The following is a 26,747-nucleotide window of genomic DNA, read 5'->3' as shown; positions in this document are numbered from 1 at the left end:
TTATTCTCTCTCAGTTTGGAGCAGGAATAGCAAACATTTGTGGAATACTATTAATTGCTTTGCTAATTGATTGAGAACGAGTTGGAAAAGCCATTCCTTCAGCACGTACTACAAATACGTCTTGTATACCTAAGAAATTAAAAATATCTTTTAAATAAGATTCTTGATGATCCATAGGAAATTGATCACCATAAGCACTACCGCGAGCACTCACAATAATAACTTTCTTACCAGAAACTAAGCCTTGTGGCCCATTCTCTGTATATCTGAAAGTCCGACCTGCAATTAAAATTCGGTCTATCCATGCTTTCAATGTAGTGGGAATACTCAAGTTGTACATCGGTGCCCCTAGTACAAAAATATCTGTTTCTTCAAATTGTTGAAGAATACGTTCATCAACTTGTGCTTCTTCACTCAAACTATCAAAGTGTTTTGAAAAATGTGGCAGTGGTTCTACATGCAAATCGCGATAGGTTACCTCTAAAGGACCATGTTTTTTTAACTCTTGAACTACTGCTTGCCCAATCTCCCGAGTAGCCGAGAATTCACCGAGAGCACTTGAGTCTAAATGTAAAAGTTTCATTTCATACCTATAAGGGTTTTAAGTCGTGAAATGAGTTTATTCGTTTTATATTTGCCACTTAAGCCCTATAATCGGGAACATATGTTGCAAAAAATGCAACCAACAAAGATAAAGTTCGAAGTAAGATAAATTATTGGTTCATTAAGGTTAGAACACCGATGAAAGATTTAAATGATTTATATATTTTTGCTTTAATTGTCGAACATGGTGGTCTAAGTAAAGTAGAACAAAAAACAGGTATATCTAAATCAAAATTAAGCCGAAGACTCTCAAATTTAGAGAAAAATTTAAACGTTAAATTATTACAACGAGACTCAAGACAAATTAAGCTTACTGCAATCGGCGAGCAGATTTATCAATATGTACAATCAATGCTTTTAGAAGCGCAAACTGTTTATGACTTAATAGATCAGTTACGCGGCGAGCCGATTGGATCAATTACTGTAAGCATTCCTATAGATGTTGCAGAAAGAATTATGCCTCTCATTCTTCCTGAATTTATGGATAGATACCCAAAAGTAGAAATTAAATTTATTGTCACTAACAAGAGAGTTGATATCCTTAAAGAATCTGTCGATATCGGGATCCGTATTCGACAGAACTTAGATAGCGATCACAATTTAGTGATGAGACATCTTGGTTATACACAATCAGTATTAGTCGCCAGTCCACAATATCTCAACCAATATGGTACACCTACGCATCCTAGCGATTTAAGTAAGCATAAATTGTTAAGTAATATCGAAAATGAAAATCAAACTTGGTTCTTTAGCAATCAAACTATTAATGAAAATGTAAGTTTGCCTATAAAACCATTTATCAAAGCTGCAAGTTTAACTTTGCTTAATTGTTTAGCTACCGATGGAAAAGGTATCGCTTTGCTGCCTTTATTAAAATGCAAAAGCCTGATATTAGAAAAGAAACTTATCGTCGTTTTACCTGAATGGGAACTTCCAACTGGAAATTTTCATTTAATCTTTCCATCTCGGAGCGGTGCTTTACCAGCATCAAAGGTTTTTCTTGATTTCTTAATCGAAAAAATTCCTCCTCTACTTAAAGAAATGCAGGATATTTAATTAAAATTAATATAAGCAATTGAATTTAATTAAATATATAAAATGTCTATACCCGATTTTAAGTATAGACATTTTTTACTATTGATAGGCATACATTAATAAAGCTGTGATTTCACCATTCTTTGGAACTGAAGTTTCAAACCCATAATATTGTCCATATTTTGGTCGCAAATATTCAGTTGCCTGATTACCTATTGCATCAAGATATGCTGGTAGCTGGGCCATATGTGAATTTGTTTTCTGAGGATCAGGAGCTCCTACTCCCCACTGCACTACGCCATATGATTGGCCCACTGCTTGTTTCATATCTTTTAGGAACTCTAAATAGAAATCTACATCAGCTTTAGATCCAACATTTCCATGGCCACCACTCAGAAATACCCAATTTAAACTTTTTAATTCTTTTAAATTTTCTTCAAAATAAAGAGGAACTTCAGCACCAGCGAAACCCCAATAAGGTAATTGATCGGCATTTATTAGATCGGGAATATGTGCAACTTTCTCACTTGGAATTAACCAAACACCTGTATCGGCAGTATGTGCTGCATATTTGAAACCATGTACCTGAACATTCACCCCTTCAAAATTAAAACTACCATTTTTAAAAGGAATTGTTTCCGTAGGTTTTGGTAATTTACTTTTAATTCGGTTTAAAAGCTCTGCTGTAGCATCAGATGAAATAATACGTACTTTGACACCTGCCTTTTTAGAAGCTTCAACAATTACTGGAGCTGAGCTGATATGGTCAGCGTGCGCATGCGAATAGACAATTGTTGTAACAGGTAGTTTTGTTACTTCTGAGATCGCTTTTAAAATCTTTTCTCCAGCATTTTCAACTGGGTCAAATAACAGTACTCCTTTTTCACCTACATAAAACATCGTTCCATAAAATTGAGATTGAAAAAAATAAGTATGTTCTGTCATACGTTGCAGTACATACTCTTGCTGAAGATTTCGGTTATATAGCCGGTCAATTTTTTCCGATGGATTTAAAGCTTTTTTACTCGATTGGGAAACATAAACCGCATTTACAGTAGAGGGAGCTTCTGGAATATCTATCGTACTTTGAGCATTGGCTCCATGACTTATGTTCAAATACATTAAGCCTAGTAGTGTGGTATTTAAAAAGATCTTTTTCATTCGAAACCTCAGATATACAATTAAATTAAATGTTCTATACTTGATAAACACATTCTTATATTTCTGATTTCGAAAGATTAAAACAAGCTACTAAAATAAGAACTTAAGTTGCAAAAATAAGAACAGTCAGCAGTTATTTTTTAACTTAATATTCTCGTATTAATAAATTTTTTTTAAATATAAATGCTCAACGCTATTTTCTAGATTCGTAACAGGCTTTTTTTAAGTTTTCCATTGCCTCTGCTGGCATAGGTGCTGTCATCATTGCATGATAATTCATACATTCTGGGGTCTCTTCCTTTTGCACATTCTGATTAGTAACACAGGCAGAGATAATAAAAGGGATAGATAATATTCCTAACAATTTCATAAGCAAATTCCCAAATTATGATGAAATAATTCTAAATAATTTTATTTTAATATATGTTTGATTTTGTTAAAAAAGAAAATTTACTTCATACAACAACTTTAAAAAAAATATTAATTTTTAAAATGAAAAAATTAATTGAAAAATATAACTTAATTAAAATTTGGAATTATCGGATATAAATCTGGATAAATTGGATATCTTATATCCTATAAAAAACAATAATAAAGCTTAAAAGCATCTTCATCTTTAACCTAAATTCATAAAACCTATTCTACATTTTTATGAATATTTAAATAAATTTCAGGAATGTATATGATTAAAATAGATGTGAACGATATTGTAGATAGAGAAAAACTAGCCCCCCTCCAGTGGGTAGTCTTTGTTTTAGGTTTCTTAGTATTTTTCTGTGATGGACTTGATACTGGAATCATAGGTTTTATAGCACCACCTTTGTTAGATGAATGGCAAATTTCAAAGGCCGAATTAGCTCCTGTATTTGGTGCTGCTTTAATCGGTATGAGTATTGGCGCCTTAATATCAGGTATTTTTGCAGATAAGTTTGGCCGAAAGAAAATAATGATTATCAGCATGCTAATCTTATCTATATTTACAATAATCTCTGCTTACTCGACCAATATAGCAGAACTCATTATCTATAGATTTATTACTGGACTTGGGTTAGGTGCAACAATGCCTAATGTTAGTACAATCGTTTCAGAATATATGCCTAAAAAGCATCGAGCATTTCTCACGGGTTTAGCTGGTTGTGGATTTCTAATGGGAGTATCTTCTGGAGGGTTCCTTTCAGCTTATCTATTAAAAATTTTTAGTTGGTCTGAATTATTAATTATTATTGGCTTGATACCTGCATTACTTACCCTTGTACTCATTTTCTCCCTGCCTGAATCCACACAATTCCTTATTATCAATAACCAACAGAATAAAGCACTTTTAATTTTAGAAAAAATACATGGAAAAAAAATTGAGAAAGAGTTTGTCTTATCTTTAGCGGAAAAGGAAGTTGTTGAACAAAATAATCCACTTAAAGATATCTTTAGCAAATACTTATTTGGTTCATTAATGTTATGGCTTTGCTCTTTTATGAGTTTATTAGTGTTTTATCTTTTTACAAGCTGGATGCCTACAATTTTAAAAACTGTTGGTTTTGATCTACAACAATTAAGTCTTATGTCTACTTTATTCCCATTCGGGGGTGTGATTGGAGCTATGATCATGTGTAGATTTATGGATAGATTAAATCCAACCAAAGTGATTACTTCTTCATATTTCTCGGCATTCTTATTATTCATTCTTCTTAGCTTTACGCATACAAACATTAGCCTCTTTTCAATACTGATCTTTATGATTGGAGGCCTATTAGCAGGTGCCCAAACAGCATTATTTCCGTTAGCTACTCTTTTTTATCCAGCGAACTGTAGGGGCTCTGGCGTTTCATGGATGCATGGAATAAGCCGTATTGGGGCAATTTTAGGATCATTTTTAGGTTCTTTCATTTTTACTTTAAAGCTAGATATGAGTTCAATTTTCTTAAGTTTAGCCGTACCTAGTTTTATTGCTTTTATTTGTTTAGCACTTAAGTGGTATCGGGAGCTAAATATAGCTAAACAAAAATTTAAAGTTGTCTGAACTAATTAATTACTATCCTTTTATTAAATAAATTGTTATCGAGGCTTATATGACAGACCTATTCTTCTCAAATCTTCAAGAAAGAGAAATTCAATACAATGCAAGAAATTCAGTGGCTGATTTTGATGCTTGTATGAAGGAATATGCACGACTTGCGCAGAAATCCAAAGATGCGATTACAGGCTTATATAATCTACATTACGGCTTAGCTAGAAGAGAAACATTAGATATTTTTCCAGCAAAGAAACAGCCTTCACCAATTTTTATCTATATCCATGGAGGCTATTGGCGGGCACAAAGTAAAGATGATGCTTGCTCTATGGCTGAAAATTTTGTAGCACATGGAATAGCGGTGTCTACAATTGAATATAGCCTCTGTCCTCAAGCATCACTTTTTGAAATTGTGAGAGAAGTAAGAACATCGATTGCTTGGATTTACCATAATGCTAAAAATTATGGCATAGACCCTGAGCAAATATATATAGGCGGGAGTTCAGCTGGAGGACATTTGGTTGCAATGCTGTGGAATGATTGTTGGCAAGAAGAATTTAATTTGCCAAAAAATGTCATTAAAGGTGTTCTTGGGTTAAGTGGCCTTTATAATTTATTACCCTTATGTGATACCAACATTAATGAATGGCTTAAACTCAGTCCAGAACAAGCAACTAACCTCAGCCCTTATGAAAATTTACCATTGCCAGAAAATGCTGCACCACTCATACTCAGTGTAGGAGAGCTAGAGACAGAAGGTTTCAAAAATCAAACCAATTTTTTCTACTCAATATGCAAAGAAAAAGGATTAAACGTTTCATTAATTAAAGATGAAGGACATAATCATTTTGATATTGTGAATACCCTTGCCGACAAAGATAGTCTGTTATTTAAAAAAATGTATGAAATAATCTCTGACTAAGTTTATAAGATTATGGCTCTTTCAATAGAGCCATCTATTTATAAATGTATTTGCTTATTTGTAAAAAACCTCTCCACCACCACATCCCTCTCTTCCAAACTTTTTGAGCTTAAAATCTGGAACATCAAGCCATCAATTAAGTTTAAAACCATATCCGCACTTGGTTTTAACGCATGATGGGTGTCCAAACTAAAAACCAAATCAAAAAGTTCTTTAAGCAGCCATTTTCTATATTCAAGCGCTATACGGTAGGCCTGCGGGTAAATCTGTTTAGTTTCAAAAATGGCTTTAAGTAATAGATAGTACAGGCTATTAAAACTGACATGTAAAACAATAATCTCTTTAAGTTTATCGCTTGAGGTTCGGTAACGGCTTGAGTAAATAATTGCCAGCACTTCTTCTTTGAGTTTGCTTTTTTGAAAGGATACGCACATTTCAATAAGTCGCTGTTTTGATTGAAAGTAGTTATAAAAAGTGGCTTTAGGAATTTTGGATTTTTTGACAATTAAGTCCACACCCGCATTGTGAAATCCATACATATTAAACAGCTCAATTGCTGTATGAAGAACCTGTAATTTTTTGGAAGATCTTTCTAAAGTTGGCATCGTTTTACCGTTATAAATTCTTGTTGTTGCTAAAAGAGATAAAAAAGCCTGTGCCTTTTCTGGGAGAAAAAAAGGCACAGCAAAGCCGTAAAGACTGTGCTTGGCAAATCTCAAGTTTTATTGTTGCTAAGTTTTAGACGTAATGATTTAAAGCCTGAAAAGCCTATAGCTCATCAAACTGCTTTAAAATTTTAAGTTGTGTCGAGATAGATTTTGACAGTGACTGCCAATAATTTATGAATGTGCATAGCCAACTCCTTCTTTTGGGAGTTCTGCCAAAGCATTATAAATTATGGTGGCAGAACGGAAGCGGGTTGACGGACTGGTTTCAACTCCAGCACACTCGAAAGTGTCCCACTCCCGTCCTACCGCTACGGGAGGGAACGAGGTGTGCACACAAGACTACTCCTCAGAAGAAATAATCCTGATGTGGTAAAACCGGCTGGCAATGTAGGCCAGCCCGCAAATGGTAATCTTCAATATTTGAGCTGTCAATGTGAAATTGGCTAGAAATTATTTAATTAAATTATTGTTTTTCATTTAATTACATAATTAAGGAAAACCTTAAATATTAGCTTAACAATTTGCTTTTATAACAGCACTCTAACGCTTTTTTTTATTGTGACTGCACTTGCTCGGCCATAAATATTTTAAATTTTGAGACTAAAAAAGGAGGTATTAGCCTCCTCTTTTAATTCAAACTATAAACGTTTGGTGGTAGTTAAATACCTTTATCTGCCAGATATTACTGAAGATTCTTTGAATATGTTTTAGTTGATATTTGTGTGATCTCTTTCTTTTCTAGACAATTTAACAATGTGCCAAAGATTGCTGCAACAATGTACATAAATAATGAATAAACGGCTGCTGGCATAGCGGCCATACTGCTTGCCATTACTGTAAAAGCAATAGTCATGGCTAAGGTACTGTTATGAATTCCAATTTCAAACGCGCAAGCTTTTGCCTGAAAGCTATTTACACCCAATAATCGTGGAACAAAATAGCCAACCATTAAACTACATACACAGAACAGCAAAGTTGCCAATCCAATTTGCCCAATATACGTCATCAGATTTTGGTAATCTCGTGCAACTGCTAATATGATGATCGATACGAGAAAAACGATAGCAAAGATACGCACAGGTTTATTGAGTTTTTCAGCCGTATGCGGCGCAAAATGACGAACTAACATCCCGATCCCAACGGGCACTAAAATAATAAGAAAAACCTGTATGATTTTAGAGAATTGCAATCCTACATTTTGCCCATTTTCCATAAAGTGTTGTATTGCAAAATTCACGATTAATGGAAGTGTAAAGGCAGCAATGACCGAATTTATAGCCGTTAAAGTAATATTTAAAGCGATATCTCCTTTATAGAGATAACTAAATAAGTTAGCTGTTGGCCCGCCCGGTGATGCAGAAAGGAGCATTAATCCAACAGCAAGCATTGGTGGTAAAGCAAGAACCTTACAAATAATAAATGCAATACCGACTAAAATAACCAGTTGGCAAAATAATGCGATAAACACGGCTTTTGGGTGTTGTCGCACGCGTTTAAAGTCATTTATGGTCAACTCTAGGCCCAAACCAGCCATGATAATTGCGAGTGCAATTGGTAAAAATACGGTAATTAATCCTGAACCCATAATCTCATTCCTTTTTTCATTTATTTATGGAGCTTCTAGTCCCATACGCTTATGTTTTTAATTAAAAGTTCTTATTAAACTTTTAGTTCTTTTCTTAAAATTTTACCCACATTTGACTTGGGTAATTCATTGATAAATTGAATATAGCGTGGTTGTTTGTAGCCAGTCAGGTTTTCTTTTGCATAGATTTGAATTTCTTCAACCGATAAAGAATCATCCTTTTTGACAATAAAGGCTTTCGGCACTTCACCCGATTTTTCATCTGCAATGCCAACCACGGCGACTTCTAAAATTTTTGGATGTTGGGCTAAAACTTCTTCAATTTCCTTCGGAAAAACATTAAAGCCTGACACTAAAATCATGTCTTTTTTACGGTCAATAATTTTGGTATAGTCTTTTTCATTCATGAAGCCAATATCACCCGTTCTAAAGAAACCATCAGCAGTCATGACCGCTTTCGTTTCTTCAGGTAAATTCCAATAACCTTTCATGACCTGCGGGCCACGAATTGCAATTTCTCCAGTTTCACCGGGTGCTAATTGATGACCTTCATCATCCAAAATTGCAATATCCGTGCTCGGTACAGGAATACCGATCGTGCCACTAAAAGTATTAGAGATTGGCGGGTTAAAGGTCGCAACAGGAGAAGTTTCTGATAAGCCATACCCTTCACGGATAATACGTCCTGTCAGTTTTTCCCATCCATCGGCAGTAGATTTCAAAATTGCCATACCGCCGCCTGTGGTAATTTCTAAACGGCTATGGTCCAGCTTATTAAAGCCTTCATGATTAATCAGTGCATTAAATAATGTATTTACAGCAGGAAAAACTGTAGGACGATATTTTTCAAAACAATGTACAAGAGCATCTAAATCACGCGGATTTGGAACTAAAACAGTGGCATAACCTTTATTCATTGCACTGTGCAATAAACAGACAGTAAAACCAAAAATATGATAAAGCGGTAAGGCACAGATCGCTATTTCATCTTCAAAAGCATCTCGGTCACCAAAGTAGCTTTTAAAAACCACATTATTTTGTAATAAGTTGGCGACAATATTTTTATGGGTTAATTCTGCGCCCTTGGAGACACCTGTTGTTCCGCCCGTATATTGTAAAAGCACAGTATCTTCAAGAATAAGCTTAGGACGTATATAGTCTTGGGCATTTGCCTTCAATAAGATTTGCTTAAAAGCGTATTTTTTAGAATCTAATGTGTCTAATTCAGTAGGTTGCTCGACTAACATTTCAGTCATGGTGGTGGTAATAATCTGCTCAACCGACACTTGCTCTTTAACAGCATCATAAACAGGTAAAAACTGTTCTAATATAAATAAGACTTTTGCGCCTGCATCATTTAATTGATGCTTTAACTCACGTGCTGTATAGAGCGGGTTAATATTGACCAGAATATAACCTGCACGAATGACGGCAAGTGAAATAATTGGGTACTGAATAATATTGGGCATCATCACGGCAACACGTGTACCTTTTTCTAGCCCTAAACTTTGCAAGAAAGTTGCTACTTGTCGACTATATAAATCAATTTCAGCATAAGAAAAAGATTGATCTGCAAATATAAAAGCCTTTCTTTGCTGGAACTTATTAAAACTGTTGTCCCAAAAATCGAGAAGTGAAGTGTGTTCATCCGGCAATGTAATCGTACTTTCTATATTCCATTGCTTATATTCATCTAACCAGATCTGATTTGTCATCTTATTGTCCTTTTATGAGAGGGAGAAATGGAACTGTTCCTACTCCCCTTTTTATATTTTCTTTAATCTCTTAATCTGCTTACTCTCGTAAAGAAATAAACTGTTTATATAACTAAGCGATCCATCAAATAGTTGAATTAAAATTTATAACCAATTTTCAAACCGTAACCGATTGAATAGTTATTTTTATATTCACCCACATAATATTCACTGCCTGCCTGAACACCAAGCTGACCTTTGGCGTCACCAAGCCATAGATACTTCATTCCACCTGAAATAAAGTATTTTGAAGTTGGACTATATTGCGCACCAAGACCAACACTGTAATAACCTTTAGCTGGCCCACCTGTGGACACGCGCTCACCTGCTCCCGAGTCCCAACCTACAGAAACTGAACCCGACCATTTATCACTTAGGCGTTGCCCAATTCCAAGGTTGGCAGACCATTGATCATCATAATAACGAACCAGATTAAAACCGTTTGGACGACTTGGCGTTGATAGAACCCCAACAACTTCTGAGATTTCACCAAAACGATACGGTTTAAACTCAAAATCGTTCCAGTGAACCCAGCGCACGTTACCGAACAATAAAGTACCTTTGCGTAATCCGGTCTGAAATTCCAAATTTACTGACTCTGGCGCTCTAAACTTAGTTGAGCCTGATGTTCCTGCTTCGGGTAAGCCCGCAACAATATGATTGAGTGCCTCCTTCCGCGATTCTGTGAGTTGTCCTATAGAAACCATATACGCCAAATGCTGATCAAGAAAATCACGGCCTTGCTGTGTACTTAACATATCAACCAGTGGCGCATTTTCATTGGCAGTCACTTCATGCATAATTTCTGAACGATAGGTCAATGAGGCTTTAATGGCTTTTTCGGGAATTTGATAACCAAATCCTGCCAGCCATCCCCAATCTCCAACTTCTTTGGCATTAAAGTCATAGCCATTATATAAACTGAAAACTTGACCTCTTAAATTGACGTTACTTTTAAATGTCTGATAAACAGGACCTGCATAAAAATTCCAGTTTTTATCCGGTTGATAACCAAAAATCAGACTAAAATTTTGCATAACAAAATTCGATTTGGTGTTCCCTGTTACGACTTCTCTACCGGTCTTTTGGGCCAGTGTTGCTGAATCAATGCCCGGTACTAAAATCGTATCACTCGGCTTAGCAACAAAGCTGTTATTTCCATAATATTCAGAGTCGGAAGTAAATGGCTGATCGTAAAGAAAACCAAATGAGAACTGAGGTGCTAACTGTAATTTCAAAGCTGCACTGGGACGATAATCAGAGTTTGCAATATCAGAAATACTATTACGCGTTGGGTTTGTACCTGCTTCTTGTCCTTCTAACGAAGTGTCTGAAACAGATAAACTTGCCTCAAAATAATTACCGGGTTGTAGAAATGCAGAAATTGATTGTCCTGTTCGATCAAATGCTGCTGCATAGAGTGGGCTCGTACAAAATGAAGCCATGACCATGACTAATGTTTTCTTTTTCATCTTTTAATCCGTCCTAGATTTTTATTTTTACTTATTAGGGCACTCTTTACTGAACGCCTGATGTTTGTTTTACATAGTGATTCTTATTAGGCATTTTCTATAAATTCGGGTTGTTCTCCCTTCCTTTCAAACAGCGCGTTTAAGGAATGGTCCTTACTAGAACCATTCTTCTGACATATTGAGTGGAGTCGTCTCTACCGGATCAAGTACCGCTAACCAACTCATAATTTTCGGCATTTCCCAGCCAAAGAAATAATCACACGCTGCAAGCTTCCCATGCAGAAAATCAGGGTCTGTTGAGTTCGGCATGAGTTTATGAATGACTACCGCTTGATCAAGCCATAACCACCCCACCACAAGATGCCCAAAAGCTTCTAGATAATTGGCGGCATTTGCCAGTTGAAGTTCTATATCGGTTAAGGCATGCAATTTCTCTGTTACATTTCGGATGAGTTGCCATTTTTGGTCTAATTGATCCGCATGATCTTTTAAAGAAGGCTCTGCTTTGGCTTGTTCAATCGTATTCATGATTTTTTCATGTAATAGCTTCATCGACAGTCCCTGATTAAGACGAGTTTTTCGTCCTAATAAATCGAGCGCTTGAATGCCAAATGTTCCTTCATGAATAGGGTTGAGTCGATTGTCCCGATAAAACTGTTCAACATTATATTCACGGGTATAACCGTAGCCGCCATGAACTTGAATGGCTAAATCATTTGCGACAAGCCCCCATTCAGAAGACCAGCTTTTCACCACTGGCGTTAATAGATCAAGTAATTGATGGGCTTGATTGCGTTGCTCGGCATCTTCAAGTGAGTGGATATCATCGGTTAATCGAGCTGCATATAGACACAGTGCCAACGCACCTGAGACATATGCTTTTTGCGCCAAGAGCATACGGCGAACATCCGCATGTTGAATGAGCGGAATTTGTGGAGAACTTGGATTGCGTTCACTACGAGAGCGACCTTGTACTCGAGTTTTTGCATAATCTAAAGCATGAAGATAACCTGTATATCCTAATGCTGCTGCCCCAAGTCCAACCGAAATTCGGGCTTCATTCATCATATGGAACATATAGGCCAGCCCTTTACCAGCTTCACCGACTAGCTCACCAATTGCGCCTGCTTCTCCTTCGGGTGTGAAACGACCTTCCCCAAAATTCAGCACACAATTCACAGTTCCCCGATAACCCATTTTGTGGTTAATTCCAGCTAATACCACATCATTACGTTCACTTGGCTGTCCATTTTCATCGAGTAATTTGCGCGGTACGGTAAACAGAGAAATGCCTTGCACACCTGCTGGTAATTGTCCATTTTCATCTGGAATTTTTGCCAAAACCAAATGAACAATATTGTCAGAGATATCGTGCTCGCCACCTGAAATCCACATTTTGTTTCCAAACAAACGATAACGACCATCTTTTGTTTTAATCGCACGTGTACGAATATCAGCCAGACTTGAACCTGCTTGCGGCTCCGATAAACACATCGTTCCGAAGCATTTGCCTTCCATCATGGCGTTGACATAGGGCTTAACTTTTTCAGGTTCTCCATGAGCCATTAATAAATTTGCATTACCAATGGTTAAAAAGGCGTAGCCCGCAGTTCCAGAATTGGCACCGAGTAGATATGCCATACCTGCACGCTCGATGGTATTGGGTAAGTTCATCCCATTCCAATCTGACGGAAACGCTGCACTCATCAAACCTGCATCAGCAAAAGCCTTAAGCGCTACCCCGACTTCAGGATTGACAGTTACACGCTCACCATCAAAAACAGGTTCGTTACTGTCATTTTTTTTATTATGAGGAGCAAATAAATCGGTTGCCAAAGCCTCGTAAACGTTTAAAACAGACGTATATTCAAAACGGTCCTGTCCTGCGAAAGAATTGCGTTGGCTGAGTTCTTCGACTTTTAGCCAATCGAATAGCAAAAAATCGACATCACGGCGAGAGAGAATTAATTCATTGCTCATGGTTTATTCCTCTACATTTACAAGTGTAAGCCACTCGGCCACAAGTGCCGGTTTTGCCTGATCTTCGATTTCAATCGTGACTTCCATGATCAACTGATAACTTCCCTTATTTTTTTGGGAAACATTTTTTAAGTGAAAATTTCCACGCACCCGCTTACCGCTATGTACAGGACTCATAAAACGCAAATTATTGATGCCATAATTCACGCCAGATTTCTGCCCCTGTACAGTCGGCAACACCTGAGCGGCCATTGCTGAAAGTAAAGAGAGTGTTAAAAAACCATGGGCAATCGTGCCCCCAAAAGGTGTCTGGCGAGCAGCTTCCTCATCCACATGAATAAATTGATGATCTTGTGTGACATCCGCAAAGGTATTAATCATGCTTTGATCAATGGTCATCCATTGCGAGCTACCTAATGCTTGGCCTTGCAACTCAACCAGTTGGTCGATGCTTAATGTATTTTTTGTCAAAATTATTCTCCTGCCATTAATGAAGCCTTTTTCAGCTCAAGCTCGCCCTGAGCGCCTCCTCTGGCAGGCACAAACTCATCTGTTCGGTCTGAAACATCAGCTAAACGTTGTGCTAAGACATGCGGAACTTGTTCATCCGTACCTAAATAAATTCCTTGCGTAAGGGTAATGTGGGCAGCTTCAAAACTACCTGCGCCCGCACAAAGAATCATACGGGTAGGTGCATCTTCGCTAACCAAAGTCGCGATTGCAGGACTGACCGCACTTGGAGCAAGAGCTTTAAGGGCTTCTTCGGGTAATAATCCTTCAAGCATACGAGTTGCAGCTGTTGGTGCTAGACAGTTCACCCGAACATTAGATTTTTCACCCTCTAAAGCCAGTGTCTGCATGAGCCCAACCAATGCCATTTTTGCAGCACTGTAGTTGGACTGCCCAAAATTGCCATATAGACCAGAGGATGAAGTCGTCATAACAATACGACCATATTTTTGCTCGCGCATGATATCCCATACCGCTTTAGTGCAATTTACTGCCCCCATTAAGTGGACATCAATCACGGTACGGAAATCATCTAGTGACATTTTACTAAAAGTTTTATCTCGAAGAATTCCAGCGTTATTAATTAAAATATCTACACGTCCCCAACGGGCAATGGTTTCATCTACCATCTGTTGAACTTGTTCAATATCAGTGACTGAAGCACCATTTGCCACCGCCTCACCACCAGCCGCAATAATTTCATCCACGACTTTTTGGGCCGCCATGGTTGAGCCACCTTTTCCGTTTACATCGCTACCAAGATCATTCACGACCACTTTTGCCCCCAAACGAGCCAGTAACAATGCATGTTCCCGCCCTAGACCTGCGCCTGCACCTGTAACAATAGCCACTCGATTGCTTAAATTAATTGTCATGATTTTTTCCTAAATATATGAATAAGATGTATTTAATAAATGTTTTAATAAGCTGTCACACCACCATCAATTGCAATGGCTTGACCTGTGAGATATGAGTTTTCTTTGGCACACATCATCAGCATCATTGCCACCACTTCGCTTGGATGACCCAGACGCTTCATTGGCGAGGCCTGCGCTAAAAAGTCTTGTTTCTCTTTGAGTTCACTGTCGACCACCATCGGAGTGGTTGTATAAAATGGACAAATTGCATTAACTCGAATGCCTTTATTTGCATATTCAATCGCTGCTGTTTTGGTTAATCCCACCACAGCATGCTTTGCCGCAGAATAGGCAGCCAATTTGGGAGCCGCACCTAAACCTGCAACAGAAGCAACATTCAGAATAATGCCACCCCCTTGTTGCAACATCTGACAAATTTGATGCTTCATTCCAAAGAACACACCTTTGGCATTGACGGCAAAACTCAAATCCAGATCTGCTTCATCGGTATCAATAAAGCTTTTCATAGGCGGACTCATACCTGCATTATTGATCCCGACATCGATTCTACCAAACTGAGTAACTGCACTTTGCACCAAAGCCTGTACATCTGCTTCACAGCTGACATCACACACTTGCGCAACCACCTCCACTCCTGCTTGGCGTAGCGGTTCAACTACAGTATTTAACCCTTCAATATTCAAGTCACCCAACACTAATTTTGCACCATACTTCGCCAGTTGCTCTGCCAGCAATGCACCAAATCCACTCGCCGCACCTGTGATTAAGACCACTTGACCTGAATAATGTTCGTACATTGCTATTCCTCCCTAAATAGTTAAACCGCCATCAACCACAATACATTCACCATTGGTGTAACTCGCAGCATCTGACACTAAATAAAGTACAGTTCCAGCCATTTCACGCGGTTCTGCGTGACGGCGTAATGGAATTGTGTCCATCCAGCTTTTATAAATATCTTCATTTTCAAATAGTGCCGAAGCAAATTTGGTCTTGGTAAGACCCGGCAATAAAGCATTCACTCGAATACCCAATGGTCCACATTCTTTTGCAAAAGCTTTAGTCATATTCACCACCGCAGCTTTAGTAATAGAATAAATACCTTGTCGGTCTCCGGGTTGCAGGGCATTTACAGATGCGGTATTCACAATTGCACCGCCACCCTGTTCTTTCATTAATTTACCCGCCTCGACAGACATGAAGAAATATCCACGAATATTGACTTCAACCGTTTTGTTATAGGCCCCAATATCTGTATCCAGAATATGACCAAAATAAGGGTTGGCGGCCGCATTATTGACTAAAATATCTAAACGACCGTGTTCTTTACGAATATATTCAAAAATTTCTGCAATATCTTCTAACTTACCTACATGACAAGCGGCTGCCTCCGCCTTTCCATTTGCTGCAATAATTTCATTAGCAACACGTTGGCAATCTTCAACTTTCCGACTAGATACAATTACATGTGCACCTTGTTCTGCTAAAAGTTTGGCAATTTCCTCGCCAATGCCGCGACTTGCACCTGTAACTAAGGCTACTTTTCCAGTCAAATCAAATAAATGTGTTGCCATATCATTTCCTTATGTTCATAGGTTTTATAAAAATTAGTTGTAATCAACGCTTTCTAAATGCTGTTACTACAAGCGCTACATTCAAAATTCACAGTATTAATCACTCTATTTCTTATGCTATTTCCTGACCATATCTAACTTGTTACAATGAATAAAATGAATTGTTTGAATAACAAACTATGAATGAAATGAATAATAATATTGCCTCTCTTGCTCGTATTGATCTCAATTTATTTCGTGTATTTGTGGCAATTTATAAAGAAAAAAATCTAACACGGGCCAGTGAACAACTTTTTCTAAGTCAACCTGCTGTTAGCCATGCATTAGCTCGTTTACGTGATCATTTTAATGACCCATTATTTATTCGAGATGGACACGGTGTTGTTCCATCACCTTTAGCCAAACGTTTATGGCCTAAAATTGAACAGTCATTACAACTTATGCATCAAGCAATTCAAAGCACGCATGACTTTGTCCCAGCACGAGATTTAAAGCATCTCACAATTGCTATGAATGATGAGTATGAAGGAATTTTTTTACCCTCTATTATTCAGCACTTAACTCAATTTAATCCTAATTTGCAGTTAAATAGCGTACGCATTGATCGTAAAAACTTAAGACATGAGCTTTCTACGGGGAAAATCGATTTTGCGATTGATGTGCAACATTCGGTTGAAGATAGCATTGGTTATGAATGCCTTACTAAAGATCAATTTGTAGTAATAAGTCGCAAGCAGCATCCTTTATTATCCACAACAAACCTAACCAAAGAAATTTATTTAGAAACTAAACACATTACAGTGTCCTCTCGTCCTACAGGTCGTGTCTTTGAAGATTTTTTCTTATCTAAACAAGGTATCAAAAGAACGATTAGTTTCCGCTGCCAACAATATGAAACGGCAATCCGATTAATTACACAAATGGACCATTTACTCACGATTCCTCAATGTCAAATTGCTCATTTTAAAGATGCTTACCCTCAAATTAAGGTGCATCCGCTACCGATAGATATTGTTGGATATCAGATGAATTTATATTGGGATCAGCAAAAGTCCCATGAACACCAAATCGTATGGTGTAAGAGCCAAATATTGCAGCTTATGAATAGTTTATAAAATAGTAAATTTATGACAGTAAAATTCTATTTCGCTTGCGCTACTCATATTTTTATGTATGATTGAGTAATCACTCAATTAATATTTTTATATATGGCTCGTCCTCGTAGTGAAGATAAACGTAATGCAATTTTAAGTGCTGCTATCGAAACATTGGCAGAGCTTGGCGAGCGTGCGTCTACCTCAAAAATTGCCAAAGTTGCTGGTGTGGCAGAAGGTACTTTATTTACCTATTTTAGTAATAAAGAAGAACTGCTGAACCAGTTATATCTTTCGCTAAAGGCCGAACTGCGTCAGGTGATGATGCTTAGTTACCCGACTAACGCTGACCTGCAAACACAAATGTCGCATATCTGGCAAAGCTATTTGGACTGGAGTTTAGAAGCTCCCCTTAAACGTAAAGTAATGGCGCAGCTTTCAACATCGGAACAAATTACTGAGCAAAGTAAACAAATTGGTATGCAAACCTTTTGTGACCTCACCCAAAACATTCAAGAATGTATTAATGACGGAAAATTAAGAGATTACCCACCGTTATTTATTGCTTCAATTTTAGGTGCGCTTGCTGAAGTTACACTCAATTTTATTGCCCAAGACCCTTCTCAAGCCGAGCGTTATCGCAAATCAGGTTTTGAAGCCTTTTGGCATGCAGTTTCAATATAGATAAAAGTAAGGATGCGCGGCGTCCTTATTTTTGAATGAATTAATGAGTGAGTAAATACTCATTTAAATAAATCAAAATAAGCACTTAGCCCAAGTTCTTATTTATACATATAGGTTTGTTCCAATAAGGAAAAACAAAATGACTATTTCAAACACAACAGACTTGCCTGCTCCCCTAATGCCATCTCAACAACACAATGGCAAATTTAGAAATACGCGTCCAAATCAACACAAGCCTTCTTTTGGTAAAACGCTTCAGCTCATGTGGAAGTTTTTATTTAATAAACCAAAAGACACCGTTCCAAATAGAGAAATTCCTGTTTTAAGTTTGTCGAAAGAACAGTTATTAAGTGCGCCCGATCGCTCTCTATTTCGTTTGGGCCACTCAACCATCTTGTTAAAACTGCAAAATGAATTTTGGTTAACCGACCCAGTGTTTTCAGAGCGTGCTTCGCCTTTTCAATGGCTTGGACCAAAACGTTTCCATCAGCCACCAATTAGCATTGCGAACTTACCACCTATTAAAGGCGTGATTTTGTCGCATAACCACTACGACCACCTCGACTACCATGCAGTGATGCAACTTCACGATAAAGTTGAGCATTTCTTAACACCGCTTGGTGTGGGTGACACACTCATTAAATGGGGAATTCCAGCAGAAAAAGTTCAACAACTTGATTGGTGGGATACTACCCATGTAGATGGACTAAAATTGGTGGCTACCCCTGCTCATCATTTTTCAGGCCGTGGTATGGGCGATAGCAATGCGACGCTTTGGGCCTCGTGGGTGATTATTGATAATGATTTACGTGTATTTTTTAGTGGAGATACGGGCTATTTTGATGGGTTTAAAGAGATTGGATATCGTTATGGCCCTTTCGATCTGACCATGTTAGAAACGGGTGCTTACGACCCCGAATGGCCTGATGTTCACATGCAACCAGAGCAAACTTTACAAGCACATATCGATTTAAAAGGACGTCATTTGCTGCCTGTGCACAACGGTACTTTTGATTTGGCCCTTCATGCTTGGGATGATCCATTTGAACGTATCGTGGCTTTGGCTCAACAAAATGAGTTAGCGATTAGCACACCGCAAATGGGAGAACTCTTGAATCTTAATGAACCAAATGTCGAAAATTATTGGTGGCGTTCGTAAGTTTGAAGAAATTATTTGGAGAGTAAAAGAATGCTTTTACTCTCCAATTTTAAAATTTTAACTTGTGTGGTGTGCCTTCCACGGAAACTTAATTGTGCACAAAACAAAAACCAGAAATAAAAATTGGGAAATATACATATAGTTAAGCAAGTCTCGCCCTACTTTTAATGTAATCCAAGTGTTGTGAATGACATCACTAAATATAATGAGAAAAGTTAGAATTAAGCCGATACGAGGTCTATAAAATAGAAGAATTGCTGCAAGTGGATCAATAAACGTTAAAGATGTCCAATAAATACAAGTAAATAAAGGCGCATTGTTATAGTCCCAAAACAAACCATGCATCAAAACTGTTTGTAAATGGTTGAACCCTGCACCAATAAGGCAAAGTGCATAAATACATCTAATAGTAAATTCAGTTTTCAAAAACAACTCTCTTATTCATTCATCATGCTATGTAAAAAATATTTTTATTTGGATAAAGCTATTCAATATTTTAATTGCAACAATCTACATAAATATAATTTAAAAGACTCTAAAAATAAATGATAAATGGCTATCCCCTTTCATCAATCTTACTTATAAGTTGTGAACTATTTGATTAAGCATCTATTAGAAATTCATACGATTAAAAGAACTCAATAAAATATTTTTTATAAATTATTAAAATTTTTTTATTTAATAAAATTTAAATTATTCAGTTAGATATATTCAAAATTAACACTTTTAAATAGCTTGCTTAAAACTAGGATTGGTTTTGTCTTAGTTTTATTATTGACTTAAAACACAGACTGCATTAGTCTGTGTTTATAATTGATCAATTATGAAATTAAATGGCTTATATCACTAGTAGCATTGAGTATGCGATTCACTGTCTTCTTTTTCTTGTGAACAATGAAGATAAACCTTTGAGTAGTAAGGACCTTGCTGAATTACAAGGAGTCTCTCCGAGTTTTATGGCCAAGATTTTTCCTAAACTTGAAAAGGCAGGTCTCGTTATTGCTCAAGAAGGTGTTCGCGGCGGCTATTTACTCGCCCGATCTGCTCATGAAATCAGTTTTTTAGATATTGTGAATGCCATTGAGGGTGAAAAACCGCTTTTTGAGTGCCAAGAAGTTCGTGGGAAATGTGCAGTCTTTAACACTGCCCCGCCAGATTGGGCAACCAGTGGTGTGTGCGCAGTACATGCAGTCATGCTACAAGCCGAAAAAGCCATGCGAGATGCTTTAGGTGCTCATACACTTGGCGATATTGCAGACCGTTTTGGCCGTTATGCACCTGACGTGTTTTTTAGTGATGTAAATGGCTGGATCAATGAACGCATCGAAGGAAGAACAGCAAAAATGCGTAAAAGTAAAATATCGCGGGATACCCCCGACTAATAAGTTAGTAGGGGTTCGCACCCTAATATAAAACACCCTTAATCCTTTTTAAATGCCTTCTCAGATTTTTTCGGACAATCAGAGAATGGATTCGCTCACCTTAAATTTTGTGATGAGTAGGAATATGTTGTCCGAAAATCTATCAAAAGGATAATCAAATGAGTAAGCGTATTATTATTGCAGGTTCTGGCTTTGCTGGCTTATGGGCTGCACTCGCTGCACAAAGAGCAATTCACTTAGCGTCGCAAGAACAAAACATTGAGGTACTGATTGTTTCCCCGAGCCCGAATGTTGGGATTCGTCCTCGTCTTTATGAAGCTGTGCTTGAAAACATGAACCCTGATATTTCAGAGTTATTAAGTGTGGTGGGAGTTAAATTTCTGGCAGGTTGGGTAAATAAAATTGATGTCGACCAACAGGCAATTGAGGTTTCAACCACCGATGACAACAAACAATCCTTAAGGTATGACCGTTTTATTCTGGCAACCGGAAGTACGACGTTTATGCCGCCTATATCGGGTCTTACCGAATATGGCTTTAGCGTAAGCACACTAGAAGATGCTGAAAAACTAGACCAACATCTTAAAAACTTAGCTAATAAACCTGCAAATGCAGCGCGTAATACGGTGGTCGTTGCAGGTGGTGGTCTTACTGGGTTAGAAACCGTTACTGAAATGCCTGAACGTCTGCGTAGCATTTTAGGTGAAACTGATGTCCGTGTAGTTTTAGTTGATTCCTCAACAGAAATTGGCGCGGCTATGGGGGATCAAGCAGCTACCGTTATTCGAGAAGCTCTTAGCGAGCTTGGTGTGGAAGGTAAAGCTGGGCTACGAGTTACAGCACTAGATGCATCAGGGGTAACACTTTCTAATGGCGAAAGAATTGAAACAGAAACCGTGATTTGGACTGCCGGTATGCGGGCTAATCCACTCACCTCTCAAATTGCTGGTGAAAAAGATAATTTAGGCCGTTTGATTGGGGATTCTTATTTACATGCACCTGAAGCAAAAAACATTTTTGTGACTGGCGATACTGTAAAAGTTCCAACCGATGATTTAGGCAATTTTAATGTGATGTCGTGTCAGCATGCTATGAGCTTAGGCCGTGTGGCGGGTTATAACGCTGCGGCAGAATTGGTTGATTTACCACTTCATCCATACAGCCAACCGAAGTATGTCACTTGTGTTGACTTAGGTCCTTGGGGTGCACTTTATACTGAAGGTTGGGATCGACAAGTTCAATTTGTGCGTGAGGAAGCGAAAAAAATTAAACAAGAAATTAATACCGTATGGATTTATCCACCAGTTGCTGACCGTGAAGCAGTTTTTGCAATAGCAAACCCTGATTTTGTAATTGTTCCTTAAATTTAACCTCGTAGGATCAATCCATTTATTTAAAAACCCTAAAAGCAAGCCCATCGCTGGTCCTACTTTTAGGGTTTATATTTGAATTATTAAATTATGACTTTTCTAGCTCTTCTATTATTGCTAGAGCCGTCTTTTTAGCTGAAAAAGGGTTTTGACCTGTAATTAACTTGCCATCTTGAACGACATATGGTGCAAAAGGAATAAAAGCCTTTTCATAACGAGCGCCATATTCTTTCGCTAACTCTTCGGCATTGTACGGCACTTTTTTTGCCACCCCTGCCAAAACCTCTTCACTCCATGCAAAGCCTGTTAATTTTTTGCCTGTTATAAGTCGTTCACCATTTGAAAGTCTGACATTGAGCAAGCCACAATAGCCATGACAAACACTTGAAACAATACCGCCTTTTTCATAAATATTTTTGGTGATTTCTTGAAGTTCAGGATTATCTAAAAAATCCCACATCACCCCATGGCCACCTGTGTAATAGATCACGTCATAATCTTGCCAATTAATATCGGAAGGCTTAAAGGTATTTGCCAGCAGCGTAATAAAAGCCTGATCTTTTTCTCGGTCTTTAACAGATTTATCTGCTACTAAAGGCACAAGCGATTTTGGTTCAATTGGAGTTTTTCCGCCATTTGGACTCACAATATCTTGCACATAACCTTGTTTTTCAAATTCGTCATAGGCATGGGTGAGCTCACCTAACCACAGTCCTGTTTGTTGATCTACATCCTTATAGCGTGAAACATTGGTCACGACGTGTAATATGCGTTTAGACATTTTCTCACCTCATTTTTCATATTTATAATTCTATTCTTTCGTCTATCAAAGCATAGAAAGTTGTTACTGAAAGTGTGTGCTTGGTAAAGTTATGAACCTTGCTTTTGTGTTACTATAAGTCTAAAGTTAGCTTGAATGTCAAGAGAGTATGTAGCTATGAATATTAGCGAGTTATCGAAATTAAGTGGTTTAAGTACCCCTACTATTCGTTATTACGAGCAAATTAAACTCTTGCCTAAAGCAAAAAGAAAATCGAATGGCTATCGTGAATATACTGATAACGATTTGAAACAACTTTCTTTAATCCAGCAAGCTCAACAAGTCGGGTTTTCTTTAGCAGAAATTAAAGCATTTTTGCCATCGAAAGTTGTCGCTTGGGACCATGATGCTCTCATTCAAACGATTGAAACCAAAATTCAGGAAATAGAAATTTTAGAACAAAAGCTAAAAGTCAGTAAGCAAAACTTACATACCATGATTGAAGCTATTAATAACAAACCAGATGAAATTACATGTGAGCAAAATGCAGAACGTCTGATGAATCTCTATTTTGACAACGCAAAAACACCATAATTTCAATTAGAGTTAATCGCTCTCGCGTTGTATAGATGGGTACTGGTATCAACTAAGTAACCAAAGCGTTTAAGTATCAATCTATAAATCTAAAAAAACGAATTACGGACCAACGCTGTAATTCGTTTTTTCATGCAAATACTATAGAAAAAAATCAGCCAATCTTTTGATAGCGAAAACCTTATTCGGGACCATCAATAAATGTGCTGTTTTAATAAAGGCTTTATTAATTAATGACCAGTGGACCAGAACCCGGTAGTTCGGTCACTAGCTTATAACCCATCAATTTTGCAGGTGTGTATGTACCACCCTTAACGGTATTTTTGAGCAAATAATTCACTACAGTCAGTGAACCATTTACGGTAAGGCTATAAGCGTTTTCCGTTTGGATGCGGGCGGTTTTGATTTCCCCACGTGAATTTCTTGCTTCACCCCAAACATAGGTGGGTACTTTTGCGCGGAGTTCCTCATTTGGCCCAACAACCGTTTTTTCTATACGCGATTTAATAAACTTCTGTACAGCATTTAGTTTTAATACTGGGCGTAAATAGTTCATCATTTTCGCACCAAAAATCATTTTGGGAAATGCGGGTACAAACACTTCAATGTTTGGAATACCTGTTGTATAGAACGCTGTAGATACGTCTCCCCATGGAACACTCATGGCACTTTTTTTACCATCACCAAAATCAATGGTCCGAACATAATGTGCTAATGGAACGGTAGTAATTTTTCCGTTTTTACGAATTTTTCCGCCTTCGGCCATGCCTTCTGTACTTGTTTTAGCAGTACCCGGTGAGAACCCTGTTCTAGAGTCAAAACCAAGCGCTAAATGGGTCGCATCTGGCAATGCTTCTTTGAGCGCAGCAGCAACACAATCTGTCGGGATCACATCGAAACCGACACCCGGACAAAGCACAACATCGGCTTTTTCAGCTTGACTATTAAGTGACTGTGCCAATTCAAATACAGCGATTTCACCAGTAATATCTAGATAGTGAGCACCAGCCTTTATACAAGCTTCCATCATGGGTTTTGATGTTGCTGAAAATGGCCCTGCACAGTGCATCACCAGTTTAAAGCCTTGGAGTTGTTGACTTACCGCATCTATGTTATCCAGCCCAAAAGCTTTATAGTCAAGTCCCAACTCTTGAGCTAATGTTTCAACCTTAGCGTTGTTACGACCAGCCAGAGTTGGTTTTAGACCTTGGCGTACAGCTTCACGAGCGATTAACTCGCCCGTGTAGCCATTTGCTCCATAAATTATCCAGTTTGAATCGTTAGGATTTGTCATAACACAACTCACTTATTAAGAAGCAAATGAATAGTCACGCATGCCTTTTTTGTATTGGCGGGGACGGCATGACATCGCTGATTGTTGCAAAATTAAAGCCCAAGCTGGTGAAACATTTGGTTTTGTTTTTTTACCAGAGCTTAAATTACGTAACTGGAATTTGACCACCGCCATATTGGCAAGTGAAGCAAGTGTTTTGTTCTTCCAAGTAATCGGTTTTAATTCAGGGCTAAGATTCTGGCCTTGTTTCCAAGCATTTGGCAAATTAGGTTCAATCGCTAGAGCTGTGGCAATACCGACCATATCTACACCGCTTTCAACTACTTTTTCTGCCACTTGTTTACGGCGTATGCCACCTGTCACCATAACAGGCATTTTGGCAACTTTACGAATCTCTTGCGCAAATTCTAAAAAGTAAGCTTCACGAGCAAGTGTACGGCCATCACGTGCTTGACCTTGCATTGCAGGTGCTTCATAGCTACCGCCTGAAAGTTCAACCAAATCGACTGCATGCTCATTTAACATTTTAACCACTTGTTGAGCATCTTCAGCGCTAAACCCACCACGTTGGAAATCGGCTGAATTTAGTTTCACTGCAACAGTAAACTGAGGCGAAACCACTTTACGAACAGCTTCAACAATCTCAATTAAAATGCGAGCGCGGTTTTCTAAAGAACCACCCCATTGATCTTGGCGTTTATTGCTCAGTGGAGAAAGAAACTGGCTTAATAAATAACCATGCGCTGCATGAATTTCTACACCTGTAAATCCTGCTTTTTCACCTAAACACGCCGTGTTTGCAAAACGCTGAATCACCTCTGCAATCATAGATTCCGTCATTTCGATTGGCGTGTTAAAACGATTTGACATTTTGCCAAGATCAAGTGAAATAGCTGATGGTGCCCACGTCTGCTGACCAAGATTGGCCTGCATCTGGCGACCCGGATGGTTAATTTGAAGCCACATCTGAGCGCCTTTTAAGCGCCCAATTTGTGCCCATTTTTTAAAAGTATCTAGATGCTTTTCATCTTCAAGCACTACGCCGCCCGGTCCAGTCATCGCTCGGCGGTCTACCATTACATTTCCGGTAATGATTAAACCTACGCCACCATTTGCCCAAGCCTGATATAAACGCATTAATTCTTCTGATGGTGCATGGTTTAAATCAGCCATATTTTCTTCCATTGCCGCTTTAGCAATACGGTTTGGAACATATGAGCCATTTGGGAATACTAATTTTTCGAACACTTTCATTGGAATGACCTCATTCAGTATGGCTTTACTTTAAGATTAAAGCTAACTTTAATGTCAATACCTTTTAGCATTTCTATATTTATTACTTTCAATTTCATTTACTTATAAATAAAAAAAGAGGCACTTAATAGGCCTCTTTTTTAAACTTTAAAGCTTTAAATTATTCGCGAATAAACGTCAACAAGTCAGCATTAATCACTTCATGGTTTACAGTTAACATACCGTGAGAAAAACCCGGATAGATCTTGAGTTGGCTATTTTGAAGTAACTCAGCAGATTTTACGCCAGACGTTTTATAAGGCACGATCTGATCGTCATCACCATGTAACACCAAAACAGGAATGGTGATTTTCTTTAAATCTTCGGTAAAGTCAGTTTGTGAGAACGCCACAATACCATCGTAATGCGCTTTTGCACTACCCGTCATACCCTGACGCCACCAGTTAGCAATAATACCTTCAGATGGTTTCGCATCTGGTCGGTTAAAACCATAGAACGGACCAGATGGAAGATCTCGGAAAAATTGCGCACGGTTGGTGAGAACCTGATTTTGCAGATCATCAAAAACTTCTTTTGGTAAACCTTCAGGATTATTTTCAGTTTTAACCATCAGTGGCGGAACTGCACTGACAAGAACAGCTTTCTTAACATTGTCTTGGCCATGACGTGCAATATAATGAGCTACTTCACCACCGCCCGTTGAGTGGCCAATGTGAATTGCATTTTTAATATTCAGATGTTTAACCACTTCTGCAACGTCATCTGCGTAGTGGTCCATATCGTGACCATCCCACACCTGACTTGAACGTCCATGTCCCCGTCTATCATGAGCAACTACACGAAAACCTTCTTTAAGGAAAAAAAGCAACTGTGTGTCCCAATCATCTGAACTTAAAGGCCATCCATGATGAAAAAATAAAACTTGGGCATCACGTGGTCCCCAATCTTTATAGAAAATTTCTACGCCGTCTTTTGTGGTTACATATCCCATCTTTGTTCTCCTGGT

General features: G+C 38.1%; 27 protein-coding genes. 9 read left to right on the top strand and 18 right to left on the bottom strand.

Annotated features, from left to right (window positions below; all coding sequences use genetic code 11):
• Positions 1 to 10 precede the first annotated feature (10 nt).
• Positions 11 to 583 (bottom strand): FMN-dependent NADH-azoreductase, encoded by a 573-nt coding sequence (locus J536_RS16265; protein ID WP_017403365.1) that lies wholly within the window; start codon positions 581 to 583, stop codon positions 11 to 13.
• Between the two features lie 158 nt (positions 584 to 741).
• Here J536_RS16265 and J536_RS16260 point away from each other — a divergent pair, with 158 nt between their 5' ends.
• Positions 742 to 1,659 carry a LysR substrate-binding domain-containing protein gene (locus tag J536_RS16260; protein ID WP_000654049.1) on the top strand — a complete coding sequence of 306 codons (918 nt, stop codon included), beginning with the start codon at positions 742 to 744 and terminating at the stop codon, positions 1,657 to 1,659.
• Between the two features lie 78 nt (positions 1,660 to 1,737).
• Here the strand turns inward: J536_RS16260 and J536_RS16255 are convergent, their stop codons facing one another.
• Both J536_RS16255 and J536_RS25865 read right to left on the bottom strand, forming a co-directional pair.
• The gene (locus J536_RS16255) at positions 1,738 to 2,799 is read right to left on the bottom strand and encodes an MBL fold metallo-hydrolase (protein WP_017481061.1); all 1,062 of its coding nucleotides are present in this window, start codon (positions 2,797 to 2,799) and stop codon (positions 1,738 to 1,740) included.
• 193 nt (positions 2,800 to 2,992) lie between these two features.
• Positions 2,993 to 3,169: a hypothetical protein gene (locus J536_RS25865; RefSeq protein WP_017481060.1), complete on the bottom strand. Its 177-nt coding sequence runs from the start codon at positions 3,167 to 3,169 to the stop codon at positions 2,993 to 2,995.
• 312 nt (positions 3,170 to 3,481) lie between these two features.
• On the opposite strand from J536_RS25865, the gene J536_RS16250 reads away from it, so the two are divergent.
• Positions 3,482 to 4,816, top strand: a complete 1,335-nt coding sequence (locus J536_RS16250) for an MFS transporter (protein WP_032063354.1) — start codon at positions 3,482 to 3,484, stop codon at positions 4,814 to 4,816.
• A gap of 49 nt (positions 4,817 to 4,865) precedes the next feature.
• Positions 4,866 to 5,729 (top strand): alpha/beta hydrolase, encoded by an 864-nt coding sequence (locus J536_RS16245; RefSeq protein ID WP_032052080.1) that lies wholly within the window; start codon positions 4,866 to 4,868, stop codon positions 5,727 to 5,729.
• 38 nt (positions 5,730 to 5,767) lie between these two features.
• Here the strand turns inward: J536_RS16245 and J536_RS16240 are convergent, their stop codons facing one another.
• The 10 genes from J536_RS16240 to J536_RS16200 all read right to left on the bottom strand — a co-directional run bounded on the left by J536_RS16240 (position 5,768) and on the right by J536_RS16200 (position 16,150).
• Positions 5,768 to 6,334, bottom strand: a complete 567-nt coding sequence (locus J536_RS16240; RefSeq protein ID WP_081404157.1) for a TetR/AcrR family transcriptional regulator — start codon at positions 6,332 to 6,334, stop codon at positions 5,768 to 5,770.
• Positions 6,335 to 6,568: 234 nt separating this feature from the next.
• Positions 6,569 to 6,730, bottom strand: coding sequence for a hypothetical protein (locus J536_RS25705; protein ID WP_153227538.1), 162 nt, complete (start codon positions 6,728 to 6,730; stop codon positions 6,569 to 6,571).
• Positions 6,731 to 7,079: 349 nt separating this feature from the next.
• Positions 7,080 to 7,982, bottom strand: coding sequence for a bile acid:sodium symporter family protein (locus J536_RS16235; RefSeq protein ID WP_032063352.1), 903 nt, complete (start codon positions 7,980 to 7,982; stop codon positions 7,080 to 7,082).
• A 74-nt stretch (positions 7,983 to 8,056) separates the two neighbouring features.
• Entirely contained in the window at positions 8,057 to 9,697 is a 1,641-nt protein-coding gene (locus tag J536_RS16230) for an AMP-binding protein (protein ID WP_032063351.1), read from the bottom strand.
• 137 nt (positions 9,698 to 9,834) lie between these two features.
• Entirely contained in the window at positions 9,835 to 11,208 is a 1,374-nt protein-coding gene (locus J536_RS16225; protein WP_032063349.1) for an outer membrane protein transport protein, read from the bottom strand.
• Positions 11,209 to 11,364: 156 nt separating this feature from the next.
• On the bottom strand, positions 11,365 to 13,188 hold the full coding sequence (locus tag J536_RS16220) for an acyl-CoA dehydrogenase (RefSeq protein ID WP_032063348.1): 1,824 nt from the start codon (positions 13,186 to 13,188) through the stop codon (positions 11,365 to 11,367).
• Between the two features lie 3 nt (positions 13,189 to 13,191).
• Positions 13,192 to 13,659 carry a MaoC family dehydratase gene (locus tag J536_RS16215; RefSeq protein ID WP_017386095.1) on the bottom strand — a complete coding sequence of 156 codons (468 nt, stop codon included), beginning with the start codon at positions 13,657 to 13,659 and terminating at the stop codon, positions 13,192 to 13,194.
• A 2-nt stretch (positions 13,660 to 13,661) separates the two neighbouring features.
• Positions 13,662 to 14,573 carry an SDR family NAD(P)-dependent oxidoreductase gene (locus tag J536_RS16210; RefSeq protein ID WP_032063346.1) on the bottom strand — a complete coding sequence of 304 codons (912 nt, stop codon included), beginning with the start codon at positions 14,571 to 14,573 and terminating at the stop codon, positions 13,662 to 13,664.
• Positions 14,574 to 14,617: 44 nt separating this feature from the next.
• Positions 14,618 to 15,373 carry an SDR family NAD(P)-dependent oxidoreductase gene (locus tag J536_RS16205; protein WP_032063345.1) on the bottom strand — a complete coding sequence of 252 codons (756 nt, stop codon included), beginning with the start codon at positions 15,371 to 15,373 and terminating at the stop codon, positions 14,618 to 14,620.
• A gap of 12 nt (positions 15,374 to 15,385) precedes the next feature.
• Entirely contained in the window at positions 15,386 to 16,150 is a 765-nt protein-coding gene (locus tag J536_RS16200; RefSeq protein ID WP_032063344.1) for an SDR family oxidoreductase, read from the bottom strand.
• A 179-nt stretch (positions 16,151 to 16,329) separates the two neighbouring features.
• Here J536_RS16200 and J536_RS16195 point away from each other — a divergent pair, with 179 nt between their 5' ends.
• The 3 genes from J536_RS16195 (at position 16,330) to J536_RS16185 (ending at position 19,087) form a co-directional block, all read left to right on the top strand.
• On the top strand, positions 16,330 to 17,265 hold the full coding sequence (locus tag J536_RS16195) for a LysR family transcriptional regulator (RefSeq protein ID WP_032063343.1): 936 nt from the start codon (positions 16,330 to 16,332) through the stop codon (positions 17,263 to 17,265).
• Positions 17,266 to 17,358: 93 nt separating this feature from the next.
• Positions 17,359 to 17,928: a TetR/AcrR family transcriptional regulator gene (locus J536_RS16190; RefSeq protein ID WP_000113715.1), complete on the top strand. Its 570-nt coding sequence runs from the start codon at positions 17,359 to 17,361 to the stop codon at positions 17,926 to 17,928.
• Between the two features lie 139 nt (positions 17,929 to 18,067).
• Complete coding sequence (locus tag J536_RS16185) at positions 18,068 to 19,087, top strand: MBL fold metallo-hydrolase (RefSeq protein WP_017403376.1); 1,020 nt, start codon at positions 18,068 to 18,070, stop codon at positions 19,085 to 19,087.
• 57 nt (positions 19,088 to 19,144) lie between these two features.
• On the opposite strand, the gene J536_RS25265 is transcribed toward J536_RS16185, so the two are convergent.
• Positions 19,145 to 19,513: a hypothetical protein gene (locus tag J536_RS25265; protein ID WP_079381131.1), complete on the bottom strand. Its 369-nt coding sequence runs from the start codon at positions 19,511 to 19,513 to the stop codon at positions 19,145 to 19,147.
• 407 nt (positions 19,514 to 19,920) lie between these two features.
• Here J536_RS25265 and J536_RS16180 point away from each other — a divergent pair, with 407 nt between their 5' ends.
• Entirely contained in the window at positions 19,921 to 20,469 is a 549-nt protein-coding gene (locus J536_RS16180) for an RrF2 family transcriptional regulator (RefSeq protein WP_017386088.1), read from the top strand.
• Positions 20,470 to 20,627: 158 nt separating this feature from the next.
• Positions 20,628 to 21,833: an NAD(P)/FAD-dependent oxidoreductase gene (locus J536_RS16175; RefSeq protein ID WP_017386087.1), complete on the top strand. Its 1,206-nt coding sequence runs from the start codon at positions 20,628 to 20,630 to the stop codon at positions 21,831 to 21,833.
• Between the two features lie 94 nt (positions 21,834 to 21,927).
• On the opposite strand, the gene J536_RS16170 is transcribed toward J536_RS16175, so the two are convergent.
• A complete protein-coding gene (locus tag J536_RS16170) occupies positions 21,928 to 22,620 on the bottom strand; it encodes a type 1 glutamine amidotransferase domain-containing protein (protein ID WP_002113715.1) in 693 nt (230 codons plus the stop codon).
• 156 nt (positions 22,621 to 22,776) lie between these two features.
• Here J536_RS16170 and J536_RS16165 point away from each other — a divergent pair, with 156 nt between their 5' ends.
• Positions 22,777 to 23,193: a MerR family transcriptional regulator gene (locus J536_RS16165; RefSeq protein WP_002113932.1), complete on the top strand. Its 417-nt coding sequence runs from the start codon at positions 22,777 to 22,779 to the stop codon at positions 23,191 to 23,193.
• 226 nt (positions 23,194 to 23,419) lie between these two features.
• Here the strand turns inward: J536_RS16165 and J536_RS16160 are convergent, their stop codons facing one another.
• The 3 genes from J536_RS16160 to J536_RS16150 all read right to left on the bottom strand — a co-directional run bounded on the left by J536_RS16160 (position 23,420) and on the right by J536_RS16150 (position 26,732).
• Positions 23,420 to 24,487: a saccharopine dehydrogenase family protein gene (locus J536_RS16160; protein ID WP_017386086.1), complete on the bottom strand. Its 1,068-nt coding sequence runs from the start codon at positions 24,485 to 24,487 to the stop codon at positions 23,420 to 23,422.
• Positions 24,488 to 24,502: 15 nt separating this feature from the next.
• Positions 24,503 to 25,741, bottom strand: a complete 1,239-nt coding sequence (locus tag J536_RS16155; RefSeq protein WP_032063342.1) for an NADH:flavin oxidoreductase/NADH oxidase family protein — start codon at positions 25,739 to 25,741, stop codon at positions 24,503 to 24,505.
• A gap of 160 nt (positions 25,742 to 25,901) precedes the next feature.
• Complete coding sequence (locus tag J536_RS16150) at positions 25,902 to 26,732, bottom strand: alpha/beta fold hydrolase (RefSeq protein WP_002113902.1); 831 nt, start codon at positions 26,730 to 26,732, stop codon at positions 25,902 to 25,904.
• Positions 26,733 to 26,747: the final 15 nt, after the last annotated feature.

The sequence above is a fragment of the Acinetobacter sp. 809848 genome, from assembly GCF_000581275.1.
GTDB classification, from domain to species: Bacteria; Pseudomonadota; Gammaproteobacteria; order Pseudomonadales; family Moraxellaceae; genus Acinetobacter; species Acinetobacter pittii.
This window is presented reverse-complemented; position numbering and strand designations above follow the sequence as displayed.